Source organism: Flavobacterium jumunjinense, from assembly GCF_021650975.2.
GTDB classification, from domain to species: domain Bacteria; phylum Bacteroidota; class Bacteroidia; order Flavobacteriales; family Flavobacteriaceae; genus Flavobacterium; species Flavobacterium jumunjinense.
Genome location: NZ_CP091285.1, coordinates 1402372 through 1416709, shown reverse-complemented (window position 1 = coordinate 1416709; position 14338 = coordinate 1402372). Strand labels below are relative to the sequence as shown.

14 protein-coding genes are annotated in these 14338 nt (G+C 29.2%); 5 read left to right on the top strand and 9 right to left on the bottom strand.

Annotated features, from left to right (window positions below; all coding sequences use genetic code 11):
• Positions 1–11: 11 nt before the first annotated feature.
• A complete protein-coding gene (locus L2Z92_RS06405) occupies positions 12–407 on the top strand; it encodes a hypothetical protein (protein ID WP_236458008.1) in 396 nt (131 codons plus the stop codon).
• 417 nt (positions 408–824) lie between these two features.
• On the opposite strand, the gene trpS is transcribed toward L2Z92_RS06405, so the two are convergent.
• Entirely contained in the window at positions 825–1793 is a 969-nt protein-coding gene (gene trpS / locus L2Z92_RS06400) for a tryptophan--tRNA ligase (protein ID WP_236458007.1), read from the bottom strand.
• Between the two features lie 335 nt (positions 1794–2128).
• Here trpS and L2Z92_RS06395 point away from each other — a divergent pair, with 335 nt between their 5' ends.
• Positions 2129–2875, top strand: coding sequence for a lysophospholipid acyltransferase family protein (locus L2Z92_RS06395; protein WP_236458006.1), 747 nt, complete (start codon positions 2129–2131; stop codon positions 2873–2875).
• Here the strand turns inward: L2Z92_RS06395 and L2Z92_RS06390 are convergent.
• Complete coding sequence (locus L2Z92_RS06390) at positions 2865–3860, bottom strand: glycosyltransferase family 9 protein (RefSeq protein ID WP_236458005.1); 996 nt, start codon at positions 3858–3860, stop codon at positions 2865–2867. The two genes, L2Z92_RS06395 and L2Z92_RS06390, sit on opposite strands and share 11 nt — an antisense overlap.
• 143 nt (positions 3861–4003) lie before the next feature.
• On the bottom strand, positions 4004–4609 hold the full coding sequence (locus tag L2Z92_RS06385) for a DUF4254 domain-containing protein (RefSeq protein ID WP_236458004.1): 606 nt from the start codon (positions 4607–4609) through the stop codon (positions 4004–4006).
• 74 nt (positions 4610–4683) lie between these two features.
• Between L2Z92_RS06385 and upp the strand changes: the two genes are divergently transcribed.
• Positions 4684–5337, top strand: coding sequence for a uracil phosphoribosyltransferase (gene upp / locus L2Z92_RS06380; RefSeq protein ID WP_236458003.1), 654 nt, complete (start codon positions 4684–4686; stop codon positions 5335–5337).
• Here upp and L2Z92_RS06375 read toward each other — a convergent pair.
• Positions 5332–6258, bottom strand: a complete 927-nt coding sequence (locus tag L2Z92_RS06375; protein ID WP_236458002.1) for a DUF6427 family protein — start codon at positions 6256–6258, stop codon at positions 5332–5334. The two genes, upp and L2Z92_RS06375, sit on opposite strands and share 6 nt — an antisense overlap.
• 46 nt (positions 6259–6304) lie before the next feature.
• Between L2Z92_RS06375 and L2Z92_RS06370 the strand changes: the two genes are divergently transcribed.
• Positions 6305–6535, top strand: coding sequence for a DUF6341 family protein (locus tag L2Z92_RS06370; protein ID WP_236458001.1), 231 nt, complete (start codon positions 6305–6307; stop codon positions 6533–6535).
• Between the two features lie 26 nt (positions 6536–6561).
• Here L2Z92_RS06370 and purD read toward each other — a convergent pair whose 3' ends face one another.
• Entirely contained in the window at positions 6562–7833 is a 1272-nt protein-coding gene (gene purD, locus L2Z92_RS06365; RefSeq protein WP_236458000.1) for a phosphoribosylamine--glycine ligase, read from the bottom strand.
• Between the two features lie 139 nt (positions 7834–7972).
• Between purD and L2Z92_RS06360 the strand changes: the two genes are divergently transcribed.
• Positions 7973–9283, top strand: coding sequence for a phenylacetate--CoA ligase family protein (locus tag L2Z92_RS06360; RefSeq protein ID WP_236457999.1), 1311 nt, complete (start codon positions 7973–7975; stop codon positions 9281–9283).
• Here the strand turns inward: L2Z92_RS06360 and L2Z92_RS06355 are convergent.
• The 4 genes from L2Z92_RS06355 to L2Z92_RS06340 all read right to left on the bottom strand — a co-directional run bounded on the left by L2Z92_RS06355 (position 9280) and on the right by L2Z92_RS06340 (position 14330).
• Positions 9280–10032, bottom strand: coding sequence for a glycosyltransferase family 2 protein (locus L2Z92_RS06355; protein WP_236457998.1), 753 nt, complete (start codon positions 10030–10032; stop codon positions 9280–9282). The genes L2Z92_RS06360 and L2Z92_RS06355 overlap by 4 nt on opposite strands.
• Positions 10032–11396: an undecaprenyl-phosphate glucose phosphotransferase gene (locus L2Z92_RS06350; RefSeq protein WP_236457997.1), complete on the bottom strand. Its 1365-nt coding sequence runs from the start codon at positions 11394–11396 to the stop codon at positions 10032–10034. The genes L2Z92_RS06355 and L2Z92_RS06350 overlap by 1 nt, the downstream gene beginning before the upstream one ends.
• 1 nt (position 11397) lies before the next feature.
• Positions 11398–12381: a UDP-glucuronic acid decarboxylase family protein gene (locus L2Z92_RS06345; RefSeq protein WP_236457996.1), complete on the bottom strand. Its 984-nt coding sequence runs from the start codon at positions 12379–12381 to the stop codon at positions 11398–11400.
• Between the two features lie 995 nt (positions 12382–13376).
• Positions 13377–14330, bottom strand: coding sequence for an NAD-dependent epimerase/dehydratase family protein (locus L2Z92_RS06340; protein ID WP_236457995.1), 954 nt, complete (start codon positions 14328–14330; stop codon positions 13377–13379).
• Positions 14331–14338: the final 8 nt, after the last annotated feature.

Genomic DNA, 14338 nt, shown 5'->3' with positions numbered 1-14338 from the left:
AAAAGAGAAATATGATTAAAAAAGCAAAGTTTTCGTTATTAGTTTTACTATTTGTTTGTAGTTGCCAAGAAAAGATTAAAGAAACACACAAATCCTACGAAGAACTTAAAGCAGAAGTTTTGTGCGATGTTTTACCTGAGATAATTCCAAATTTCGTAACTACTTTTCATTTATTACCTCCTCCTCCATATGTTGATACACTAAAACTTAATAATATTCAAGAAGAAATTTTAGAAAAAAATATTATTAAGAAAAATATTTATATTGATTCATTAAAAAATTTAGCATTCGAAAACAAAAAACTTAAAATTGGTTTAATGAATTATTTAATTGAACCAGATTTAAACAAGGATTATAAAAGTTATAATTTCGTAGAAATAAAGGTGAAAGAAAAACAGGTAATATGAATTTAATAGCTGTCCTTTAAACATAAAAATTATTTCTCGAGATTCTGTTTCTGCTAAAGGTGATTTTTTTGATGATCCAGAAATTAATGGAGTTTTAATTAATTCTTCACGAGTTTTGTTTAACAATAAAAAAGATATTGCATATATTGAATTACATAAGTTTTATAATATATACCCAGTAATAGTAATTTCTAAAAAAATAAAAAATAAATGGTTAATAAAAGAAGTAAATAATGGTTTCGGTTTGCCTATTGTTTATTTTTAATAGTTGAGATTCTTTATCTAGTTCAGAATAAAAAAAATGTAAAAAGATAATCTTGACCTGCTGAACTTGTTTCAGCATCTAAATGAAAAAACCTTGGTATTCTGAAACAATTCCAGATTAACAAGGCTTTCACTATTTATTATATCGAATTATTAATACCCTAACTTCTCTCTCACTCTTCCTAAAACACCATTAGCAACTATACTCGCTTTTGCTGCTCCTTCTTTTAGTAAAGCGTCAACTTCTTCAAGGTTATTAATGTAGTAATTGTACTTCTCTCTTACGGTTGCGAATTTTTCAACTATCAATTCAAACAGTGCTTGTTTAGCATGACCATAGCCATAGTTTCCAGCTAAATAATTAGCGCTCATTTCTGCTGTTTGTTCTGGTGATGCTAATAATTTATACAACGCAAAGCAATTACAAGTATCTGGATTTTTTGGGTCTTCTAAAGGAGTACTATCCGTTTGAATAGTCATTATTTGTTTACGTAATGCTTTATCTTCAACAAACAGATTAATCGTATTATTTCTGGACTTACTCATTTTCTCTCCATCTGTTCCAGGAATTACCATAATACTCTCATCAATTTTTGCTTCAGGCAAAACTAATGTTTCACCCATTTGATGATTAAACTTTTCAGCAACATCTCTTGTAAATTCAATGTGTTGCTTTTGATCTTTCCCTACTGGAACAAAATCTGCATCATATAATAGTATATCTGCCGCCATCAACATAGGATAGGTAAACAAACCAGCATTAACATCTTCTAATCGATCGGCTTTATCTTTAAACGAATGTGCTAATGTTAATCGCTTGTATTGAAAAAAACAACTCAAATACCAAGAAAGTTCAGTGGTTTGAGGCACATCAGACTGACGGTAAAAAACAACTTTACTCACGTCTAAACCACATGCAAGCCAAGTTGCAGCAACGCTATAGGTATTTGCTCTTAATGTTTTTCCGTCTTTTATTTGCGTGATTGAATGTAAATCGGCAATAAAAAGAAATGATTCATTAGAAGGGTTGTTTGCCATTTCGATTGCTGGCATAATTGCTCCTAATAAATTTCCTAAATGCGGTGTTCCTGTGCTTTGGACTCCTGTTAATATTTTTGACATTTTTATTGTTATTTGCTACAAAAATAGCACTTTTAAAGAAATGGTAAAAGGTTATTTTTTTATTATTTTCAAAGTATGTCCTTATACTACTTAAGCTTGTTTAATATTTGAAACTTTGACAAAGGTGTTATTGTTTTAAAAAGTTAACTGCTATGATAAGTAAATGGTTGAATAATATTGTTATTTTTGAATGATTTTTTAAATGCCTTTTGTTTGAGTCTAACCCTTTTATCTTTTATACCAGACAGGTTTCTAAAACCTGTCTGGTATAAAAGATAAAAGGGAGAGCAGGAAAATGATTTAAAAATAACTCATTAACATTTAGTTCCTAAAATATGAAAATACTAAAATATGCTTTTTGGATTGTATGGAGAATTTGGTTTTACCTATTAGTAATTATTCCTATATTAATCTTATTTCCTTTTTTATTTCTTTCTATTCTAAGCGAAAAAACATATCCGCAATTCTTTTTCTTAGCTAGGTTATGGGCGAAAATTATTTTGTATGGTATGGGTTTTTATTATAAAGTAGATTTTGAACAAAAACTAGAAAAAGGAAAAAGCTATATGTTGGTTGCCAATCACACTTCAATGTTAGATATTATGCTAATGTTGATTGTGGTAAAAAAGAATCCATTTGTATTTGTTGGTAAAAAGGAATTAGCTAAAATTCCTGTCTTTGGATTCTTTTTCAAACGTGTTTGCATTATGGTTGATAGAAGTAGTAGTAAAAGTCGTTTTAAAGTATTTGAATTGGCTCAAAAGAGACTACATCAAGGGTTGAGTATTTGTATCTTTCCTGAAGGTGGTGTTCCAGATGATGAAAGCATTGTTTTAGACGAATTTAAAGATGGAGCATTTCGTTTGGCAATTGAACATCAAATTCCAATTGTACCTATCACTTTTGTAGATAATAAGAAACGTTTTCCTTTTCGATTTTTTAGCGGAACTGTAGGTAGAATGCGTGTTAAAATACATCCTTTTATTGAAACTAAAGAATTAACTCTTGAAAACCGTCAAGAAGTGAAACATAAAACAAGAGCTATTATCTTAAAAGAATTAGAGTCTTACATTAAGAAATAATTGTTTCAATTTTTGCAATAACTGTCTCTGGTAAAATAGTACGCATTACTTTTTCATATCCTTCAATTTTCTTATTACCATATATTGAAGTGGGTAATAATGGATATTCTTCCCTATTTGAAGTAATACAGTATTCATCTGGTTGATTGAATGGCTTAAAACCAGCGTAAGGATGTGTTGCGCCCCAAAGTGTGATTACTTTTACTCCTAACATTGCAGCAATATGAGCATTACCCGAATCCATAGAAAGCATTACATCTAAATTTGAAATAATTTCTAATTCTTCGTTTAGCGATAATTTTCCTGCTAAAACAATCACATTTTTATGATTGTTTTTCATTTGATTTAGTAATTTAATTTCTTTTTCACCGCCTCCAAAAAGGTAAATATTCTGCTTTGAATTTGTTACTAAACCATCAATTACTTTCTGCATTAAATCTAAAGGATATACTTTACTATCGTATTGTGCAAAAGGTGCAATTCCAATGTTTTTTTCATTAGAAAATGAAATTGTATTAATTAGTTCTTCGGATAAAATTGCTTTTTTTGGAAACTTTGGATTGTTTAAATCTATTTCAAAACCGAGCTTTGCAAATGTTTCCAAATGATTATCAAACATTGACTTTACTGGTTTAAAAACCTTATTTTCGGATCGTGTTAATGCTTTTTTGGCTGCTCTTCCTTTATTTGTAGCCGAAACTTTTTTTCCTGATAATAAAAACAAAGTACGAAGTATTTTCGAACGAAGTACATTATGCAAATCGGCAACATAGTCAATTTGCAATTTTCTAATTTCAGTAAACAGTTTTAATAATCCAATAAAACCTTTATGCTTTTTCTTTAAATCAATTGAAAAAAATTCCAGATTAGGAATTCCATCAAAAAAAGGTTTAAAAAAAGGTCTTGAAACTACCGTTATTTTCACCTCTGGACATTGCATAGAAAAAGCCCTCAAAACAGGAACCGTCATAGCAACATCACCCATGGCTGAGAATCTTATTATTAATATATGTTTTCTGTTTTTAGACAACTTTTTGAGTTTTAAAAAAACCATTAAAAAACTTAGTACTATTAAGATTCACTTAACATTCTAATTTCCTTAATGGTTTTAAAAGTTATTTAATACTATTATTTTTTATTTTGATATAACACAGGATTTAGTTCCTCATCATTATACATTTTCATTTGTTTGTATACTTTCATATACTTATCGCCATTCTGAATGTCTTCAATTAATTGGCTAATAGAAACAAACATATCATTTTTTTGATCTAATAATACATTTAATTTTTCTTGACATTTTGCTCTATGTTCAACCGAAGCTTCTGCTCTATTTGCTTCTTCACTCATGTGATAAATCTTTAAGGACAAAATTGATAATCGATCGATTGCCCAAGCAGGGCTTTCAGTATTGATTTTAGCATCTGGTTTTACTTGAACATCTGAATATTTTTGAAGAAAATAACTATCAATATATTCTACCATATCAGTTCTCACTTGATTTGAAGCATCAATCTTGCGTTTTAAATCTAATGCTGCTACAGGATCTATTTGAGGGTCGCGAATAATATCCTCGTAGTGCCATTGTACTGTATCTACCCAGTTTTTTGCAAACAGTAAATGTTCAATTGATCCCTTTTCATAAGGGTTCTGAGTAGGTTGGTACACGTCATCAATTACGTGATATTCTTTTATAGAACGCTCAAATATTGGAAATGCAAATTCTGCAAACATGATAAATTTGTTTAAAATTTCTACAAAAATAACGTTTTTTTGTACTTTTAGCCTGAAAAATAAAAACTAATCCTATGCACATCCATTATCTTTCTGAAGAAAACACTGTTTTAAATCATTTTTTGGCCCAAATTAGAGAAGCTACAATTCAGAAAGACAGTATGCGCTTTAGAAAAAATATTGAGCGTATAGGAGAGGTTATGGCTTACGAATTAAGTAAAACGCTTGAATATGAAACGATAAATATTCAAACTCCACTCGGAATAAAAAAAACTACTCAGATTTCTGATAAAATTGTTTTATGCTCTATTTTGAGAGCTGGACTATCGTTACATACTGGTTTTATGAATATTTTTGATGCTGCTGATAATGGTTTTGTTTCTGCTTATAGACATCATCCTAATAATGATGACGAATTTGTGATAAAAGTAGAATATCAAGCGGCTCCAGACTTAGAAGACAAATCATTAATTCTTATTGATCCTATGTTAGCAACTGGTCAATCTATAGTAGCAGTACTTGAAAAACTAAATGCAGAAGAAAAACCTAAACGTATTGATATTGCCGTAGCTATTGCTGCCCCTGAAGGAGTGCAATATTTACAAGAAAGTCTTCCTGAAAATGTTCATTTATGGGTTGCTTCATTAGATGAAAAATTGAATGAGAAAAACTATATCATTCCTGGACTAGGTGATGCTGGAGATTTAGCTTATGGAATTAAATTATAATTGCATTACAAAAAAGAATAGTCCCATAAAAAACAAAGAATAGAGTGTAATTTCTTTTATTAAGTTGTTTTCAAGATTCTCTATAAGTTTTGCTCCCATTATGGAAAGTGGTGCTAAACAAAATAACAAACAACTATTGTTTTTATTAGCAGACAAAACATAAATCCCAAGACCTAATAAGAAAGAGAAAACGATTTTTTTATAGGACGATTGCATGTTTATTGGTGTTGCACTAATTGTCATTATCATACTTACAAAAAACAATAAAGCTATTGATGAGAAAATTGCAAGTGCAATATTTTGATAGATATTTTCAAAATAAGTGAAATCAAAACTTATATATGTTTTATTCAATAGAATTTCTAGCGGTTCACCAGCATTCATAAAGTTATAAACAAAGAATAAAATGGTAACACTTAATAAAGCGATAAAAGGAATTAACCAATTTTTATAATCTCTAGAAACATATAGTATAATAGAAATAAAAACTAAGCCAATATAAAGAATACTCCAAAAATAAAATAATGCAGACAGGAAAATCCAAAAAGAAGCATCAAATATTTTTTCCTTTGTATTCTTCATTGACTTTAAAGACATTAATCTTCTTAAAGACAGTAGTAATAAAAAATTAGAGATTAGTATGTTTTTATTTTTAAAAATAGTTGGAAAAAATAATAAGAAAATAAAAAACAATAAGATTGCATAATTATCATTTCTTGTTAAATTATTTTTTAATGAAATAAAATTAACAACAAAACAGGAAGCAACAATACTGATAAAGTATAGGCTACCGTATAAAAAGCCTTGCCAACCTTTAAACAAAGAATGAGAAAATGAATAAGAAACAAATGCAATTAGAAGCAATGTACCTATTATTACGTAATTAAATGGTCTTGTTTTATTAAAAACACTTGCTATCATCAGGATATTTTATATTTTTGTGATGTAAATATAATACATTATTAAAATGAAATCATTTTTTGAAGGAATTGGCTCGCTTTTTTCAGATTTTTTATTCTATCCTTTTGATTTAATAAGAGAACTAGAACTAACTAATTGGTGGGCAGCAAACACATTAAACTGGGTATTTATTTTAATTTGTTGTGGTGCATTGGTATATTGGGTTAAACAATTAAATATATACAAAGCGAACAATGAAGATGAGCAAGATACAACTGCTCATTCATTCTTAAAATAAAATTCCTCAATTAAGAGGAACTTTATTTACAAATCAAAACCGATATCTTTACGATAATACATCTTATCAAATTGTAGTTTATCTATACTTTGATAAGATTTTTTTATGGCTTCTTGGAAATTATTTCCAAAAGAAGTAATTGTTAAAACTCTACCTCCATTGGTAATCACCTTGTCATTTTCTAATTTTGTTCCTGCATGAAACACAATAGAATCTGTGATGTTTTCAATTCCAGTGATTTCTTTACCTTTCTCATAATCTTCTGGGTAACCACCAGAAACTACCATGATAGTCGTTGCAGCTCTCTCATCTATTTCTAAACTTGTCTTCTCTAACTCTTGTTTAGAAATCGCTTCAAATATTTCAACCAAGTCACTTTTCAATCTTGGCATTACAACTTCCGTTTCAGGATCACCCATTCTAACGTTATATTCAATAACCATAGGTTCACCTTTAACATTTATAAGTCCAATAAACACAAATCCCTTATATTCTATATTGTCTTTTTTTAACCCTTCTATAGTTGGCTTAACAATTCTATTTTCAATTTTATCTAAAAGAACTTGATCTGCAAAAGGAACTGGAGAAACTGCTCCCATTCCACCTGTATTTAACCCTGTGTCTCCTTCACCAATTCTTTTATAGTCTTTAGCTGTTGGAAGAATTTTATAAGACTTACCATCAGTCAATACAAAACAACTTAACTCAATTCCGTCTAAAAATTCTTCAATAACAACTTTAGATGAAGCTTGACCAAATTTCGCATCAACTAACATACTTCTTAGCTCTTTCTTCGCTTCTTCTAAATCGTGAAGTATTAAAACTCCTTTTCCTGCTGCTAATCCATCTGCTTTTAAAACATAAGGTGCCGATAATGTTTCTAAAAAATCACATCCTTTTTCTACCGATGCTGCTGTAAAACTTTCATATTTTGCCGTTGGAATATTGTGCTTTACTAAAAATTCTTTAGCAAACTCTTTACTACCTTCTAATTGAGCTCCCATTTTTGATGGGCCAATAACTGGAACATTTTTTAAATTTGGGTCATTCTTAAAAAAATCGTAAATTCCATTTACTAATGGGTCTTCTGGACCAACAACAACCATTTCAATTTTCTCAGATAAAACAAAATCTCTAACTACTTCAAAATTGTTAGGATTAACTGTTACATTTTTTGCTATTGATGCAGTTCCTGCATTTCCAGGAGCAACGAATAAAGAAGTACATTTAGCACTTTGAAGCATTTTCCATGCTAAAGCATGTTCACGTCCGCCAGAACCTAATAATAAAATTTTCATTATGTGTGTTGTTATATCCGAATTGGATCGGATTCAATTTAGTATTTCGCAAAAATACTTTGTTTTCAATAGAAAAAAAAGTTTCAACGGAATAGTTTATCATTTCTCCTTTTTATATTTTTGATTTTAAATCTATATCATGTTCAACTTATTTAATCTTACCTTAAAACTAAATGGTTTTCCTGTTGAAAAAGCTAAAGCTGAGTTCGATACAATTTTAAAAATTCCAGAAGAACAATATCCAAATTTTATTGAAAATAAAAAAAACGAAATTGTAGCGTATCATTTAAAATACAATCCTTACTACCGAAACTTAGTGGGCAAGAGTACTTTTGAAAATTGGAATGATTTACCTGTTTTAACTAAAAAAGATTTACAGCAACCTTTACAAGAGCGATTATCTAAGGGATATACCGAAAAAACAGTTTTTATAAACAAAACATCAGGGTCTAGTGGTGACCCGTTTGTTTTTGCAAAAGACAAAGAAGCTCACGCCATTACTTGGGCATCTATTATTTATAGATTTGGTTGGTATGGTGTAGACTTTAATAAATCGTATCAAGCTCGTTTTTATGGTATTCCTTTAGACTTTATAGGTTATCGAAAAGAACGTTTAAAAGATATATTAAGTAAACGATTTCGTTTTCCAATTTTTGATTTGTCCGATAAAATTCTAGAAGAAATTTTATCTAAATTTAAAACATCAAAGTTTGATTACATCAATGGATATACAAGCTCAATTGTTTTGTTTGGAAAATACCTTAAAGAAAGAAACATAGTATTAACTGATATTTGTCCAACTCTAAAAGTATGTATGGTTACTTCAGAAATGCTTTTCGATGAAGATAAAGTCCTTTTGGAAAAATACCTAGGCATTCCAATTGTAAACGAATATGGAGCATCAGAACTAGACTTAATTGCTTTTCAAAACACAGATGGTTACTGGCAAATAAATGCAGAAACTTTATTTGTTGAAATTTTAAACGATAATAACCAACCCGTTCCAAATGGAACAGAAGGCAAAATTGTTATCACTTCATTGTTTAATAAAGCACATCCTTTCATTCGCTATGAAATTGGTGATATTGGTGTTCTCGATGAAAAAAGTACCTCTAAAAAACCTATCCTTAAAAAACTAATAGGAAGAACAAATGATGTAGCAATTTTACCAAGTGGCAAAAAATCACCTGGCTTAACTTTTTATTATGTTACAAAAAGTATTATTGAAGATGATGGAAATGTAAAAGAATTTATTATCAGGCAAACAAAAATTGATTCATTTGAGATTGACTATGTGAGCTCTGTAGCATTAACTTTAGAACAAATTCAAGAAATTGAAAAAGCTATTGCTAAATACTTAGAGCCTAATTTACATTTTACCTACAATAGAAAAGAAATTCTTAAACGTACCAAAAGAGGTAAATTGAAGCAATTTGAATCATTGCTTTAGTTTCTATACTTCATGAAGCCTCTATACATCCAATGCAACATATAATAACTGGATTGGATTATATTTAACTTCTCTACTTCTCTATAAAATTGCCATTGGTACTTTACTAGATCTGCCTTTTTTCTTGAAAGAGAGTTTTCTCTAATTCTATAAATTGCTTGAGTTTCTTGAATACCATAAGCAAAGGGAGTTACTTTTAAATATTGTAACCACAATCCCATATCCTGGCGCTTTCTGATTAATGGCATACGTTTTTTTCCAAGTGTATTAATATCAACAAATGCAGTCAGGCAACTAATTGAATTCGACTTCAAGATGTCTGTATATGTAACTTTATTAGGAACAATAAAATCCGAGTAAACAAATTCTAACTTTTCATTGGCTCTTCTATAGGAAGAAAAAACAAATGGAATATTCGATTGTTTAATTATATCAATACTCTTTTTAATGAAATTGGGAAACCAAACATCATCAGCATCAATAAAAGTCATAAACTCACCTTTTGCTTTATCAATACCCATATTTCTGGCCACTGCTGGTCCAGAATTCTTTTCTAATTTATAAAACTGAATACGACTATCAGTTTTTGATAATAATTCTATTAATCTAGCAGTAGTATCTGTAGAGCCATCATCAATAATAATCATTTCCCAATCAGTATACGTTTGACTTTGAACCGATTTTATTGTTTCTTCTATAAAAGTAGCAGAATTAAAAGTAGGAGTTATTATGGATACTAGTTCTTTCATTAATATGCTTTTTCTTCTCCTCTAAAAATATTGACCACTGTAAGGATTATTATTTTAAAATCTAAAAATATTGACCAATTCTCAATATAGAAAACATCATATCTGATTCTATTAACCATATCCTCTTCAGTTTCAATTTCTCCCCTATATCCTTTAACCTGTGCTAAACCAGTTATTCCAGGCTTAACATAGTGACGCACCATATATTTCTTTACTTTTTTTCCATAATTTATGTTTTGTGACCATAAATGAGGACGTGGACCAACAACAGACATGTCACCAAGAAGAACATTGAAGAATTGTGGTAATTCATCTAAGCTCGTTTTTCTAATAAATCTACCAATACGTGTAACTCTTGGATCATTTCTTGAAGCTTCTTGCTCAGTAGTTCCATTAAGTCTCATAGATCTAAACTTATAACAAACGAAACCCTTTTCATCTAATCCAGGTCTACTTTGTTTAAAAAAAATTGGTCCTCTTGATTCTAATTTTATTAAAACAGCCATAATTGGAGCTAACCAAGATAAAATAACAACAACTATAAATATTGAAAACAAAAAATCAAAACTCCTTTTTAAAAACTTAACATACGGATCATGTAATGGTGTTTTTCTTAACGATAAAACAGGAAACAATCCATAATAATCTATCTTTAAATATTTAGAAAATATTGCCTTTGTATCAGGTATAAATTTGATCACAATATCATTAATATCTGAGAACTCAACTAAACTTTTAAGCTTATCATTAGATATTTCGTTTAGCGAACAATATATTTCATCAATTTTTTGTTCAATACAATAGTTCTTTATAGCATCTGTTTTTCCAATAACATTTTCATTGCTCTTCTTGTCAGAAAAAAAACCCTTAAACTTATATCCATAATCTGGCCTTTTATCAAAAAGATCTTTTAAATCTTTAGATTGATCTGTATAACCTATAATAATTGTATTTCTATAATTATTTCCAGTAGCAATCCTATACTTTTTTAAATAATAAAAAAGTATAGTTTTTAAAATTATAATTACTAAAAAAAGGATTATAAAGTATTTTGCTATAGCTAAACCACTAAAAAAAACTTTTCTATTAAAAGGAAAAAAAGCAATAATTAATAATAGAAAAAAAACGGCTTGCTTTACTGTTTTTGAAACAATTTCTACAGGTGTCGTAAATCTATAAATTTCATAAAACTTAGTAAAAAAGGAAATTAAAAACCAAATTAAGAATAAATAAACACTAAAATATAGGTAATTTATTTCCAGTTCTTTAAAAAAGAACGGAAATAAAACTATAACCATGAAAATGTCTAAAAAAGCGCTTACAGGCCTTATATATTTTGAATATCTTCCTTTATTATTAGGCATCCTAATGAATATATTTAGTAAAGTCCTTATGTTCTTCTTTTGCCAATTCTTCAGTAGAAAGCGATCTAAAATAATCATAGGTAATTTTCATACCATCAGCTCTTCCAGTTTTAGGTTCCCAACCTAAAATAGCTCTAGCTTTTGAAATATCTGGTTGACGTTGTAAAGGATCATTCATTGGTAAATCCTTATAGATTATTTTTTGAGTTGTTCCTGTCAACTTAATAATTTCTTCTGCAAAATCCTTAATAGTAATCTCATCTGGATTACCAATATTAACAGGTAAATAATAATCAGAATGTAATAATTTCCAGATACCTTCTACTTGATCATCTACATAACAGAATGACCTAGTTTGACTTCCGTCACCGAAAACTGTTAAGTCTTCTCCTCTTAATGCCTGACCAATAAATGCAGGAATAACACGTCCATCATTTAATCTCATTCTTGGCCCGTATGTATTAAAAATCCTTAGTATGCGAGTTTCTACACCGTGAAAAGTGTGATAAGCCATAGTAATTGATTCTTGGAAACGTTTTGCTTCGTCGTAAACACCACGTGGTCCAATAGTATTCACATTTCCATAATACTCTTCTGTTTGTGGATGAACTAATGGATCTCCATAAATTTCAGAAGTTGAAGCAATTAAAATACGAGCTTTTTTTACCCTAGCTAATCCCAATAAATTATGGGTACCTAAAGAACCAACTTTTAATGTCTGAATAGGTATCTTTAAATAATCAATTGGACTTGCTGGTGATGCAAAATGTAAAATATAGTCTAATTTACCTGGCACATGAACAAATTTCGTAATATCATGGTGGTAAAACTCAAAATTCTTTTCTTTAAAAAGATGTTCAATGTTCTTTAAATCACCCGTAATTAAATTATCCATTCCAATAACGAAATAACCTTCTGCTATGAATTTATCGCAAAGATGTGAACCTAAAAATCCTGCTGCTCCTGTTATTAATACTCTCTTCATTTACTTTCCTTTGAATTAAATTTTATTACTTTTGAATTGAATAAACAATAAAAAAGATTATTCCTCTTTATCTCCATAAAAAAGACTCGGTCAAAAATACACTTATCATTAGAATTGCAAAAGCAATATCTATAAAATCTTTATTTTTAAGTATATTTTTAAAATTTATAAATGGATAACCCTAGGCAAGTCTCAAAGTATCAAAAGAACTGAAGCTATCCCGAATATACTTTTATATATTCCTTTACTTTAGCTTGACTTTCAACATATTTATAAATTACTTCTCTATTAATGTATTTGACCTACAGTGTTTAAGCAGTATTCACTTGTCTATAATTCCCTCCATAACTTTTGTTTTATCTCTAGAAATAATCTGAACATCTCTCTAGCGGTTATACTATAACCATTTTGGTAACTGAAAATGATGCAAGACTCTGTATCAAAAAATGAACCTAATCTGATTCAAAACCTATCTTAACAAATTCCATTTCAGATCGCTCTGATATTTCTAAACAAATCGACTTCAAAACAAGATTCTGAAAGTTCTGTTAGAATATCTATCTTATATCCCGAGTGGTATAATAGCAACGTATTATTCTTTTATAAATATGTTCATCATTCATTCAACAAAAGTGTTTTGAAAACCTGCCGTTTATCATTTTTTTGCTTAACCTCAAGGTATTTAATAGGACAAACATTACCCTATTAATCATTTTTGAATGATAAGCCAAAGAACTTACTATTTTATGTTTTTTTAATATATTACTAATATTAAACAGATTAGCAACTTGTTCAATAAAACGAACTAAATGATTTTATGTATTCTATCGAAAATGTTTATTGAAAATAATTCTGAAGAATTACCTATCTTATTTTTAAAAACTATCTTAACTATTGTGTGTTTTTTTAAATAAACTCCAATATATTAATTTTAGATAAAAGCACTAAAAAAGGGGTTGTCCAAAAATGAAGGATGAACAACCTCTTTTATTTTTTTATTTAATTTGAGACTCTATCCATTTATAAGTTTTTTCCATTCCTTCTCTCAAAGGCATTGAGGGTTGCCAATTTAATTTATCATATAATAATCGATTATCTGAATTTCTACCTCTCACACCTGTTGGACCTTCAATATTTTTAATTATTAAGTTTTTTCCTGAAATATCAATCGCCATATTTGCAAAATCATTTATAGAAATCATTTCCTCAGAACCAATGTTCACTGGGCCTGAAAAATTAGAGTTCATTAACCTAATAACAGCTTCAATACATTCATCAATATATAAAAATGAGCGTGTTTGTTTTCCATCTCCCCAAACCTCAATATAACTACCTTCTGTTGCTTCTGCTACTTTTCTACACATAGCTGCTGGAGCTTTTTCTTTTCCTCCATTCCAAGTTCCTTGAGGTCCAAAAATATTATGAAATCTTGCAATACGAACTTCTATGCTATAATTTCTTTGATATGATAAATATAATCTTTCACTAAAAAGTTTTTCCCATCCATATTCACTATCAGGAGCTGCTGGATAAGCAGAATCTTCAGAACATTTTGGATTATTGGGATCCATTTGATTATATTCGGGATACATACATGCTGAAGATGAATAGAAAATCCTTTTTACTCCTTCTTTTTGAGATGCGCCTAAAACATTTAAGTTACACAAAGCAGAATTATTCATAACATCAGCATCGTGTTCTCCTGTAAAAATATATCCAGCTCCTCCCATATCTGCAGCTAACTGATAAACTTCATCAATACCTTTAACTGCCTTTTTTGCAATTTCAGGATCTCTTAAATCTCCTAATATAAAGTCATCTGAATTAGTATTACCATATTCATTTTCTTTTAAGTCAACTCCTCTTACCCAAAATCCTTCATTTTTTAAACGACTAACAAGGTGTCCACCTATAAATCCTCCGGCACCACAAACTAAAACTTTTTTCATTATAATTA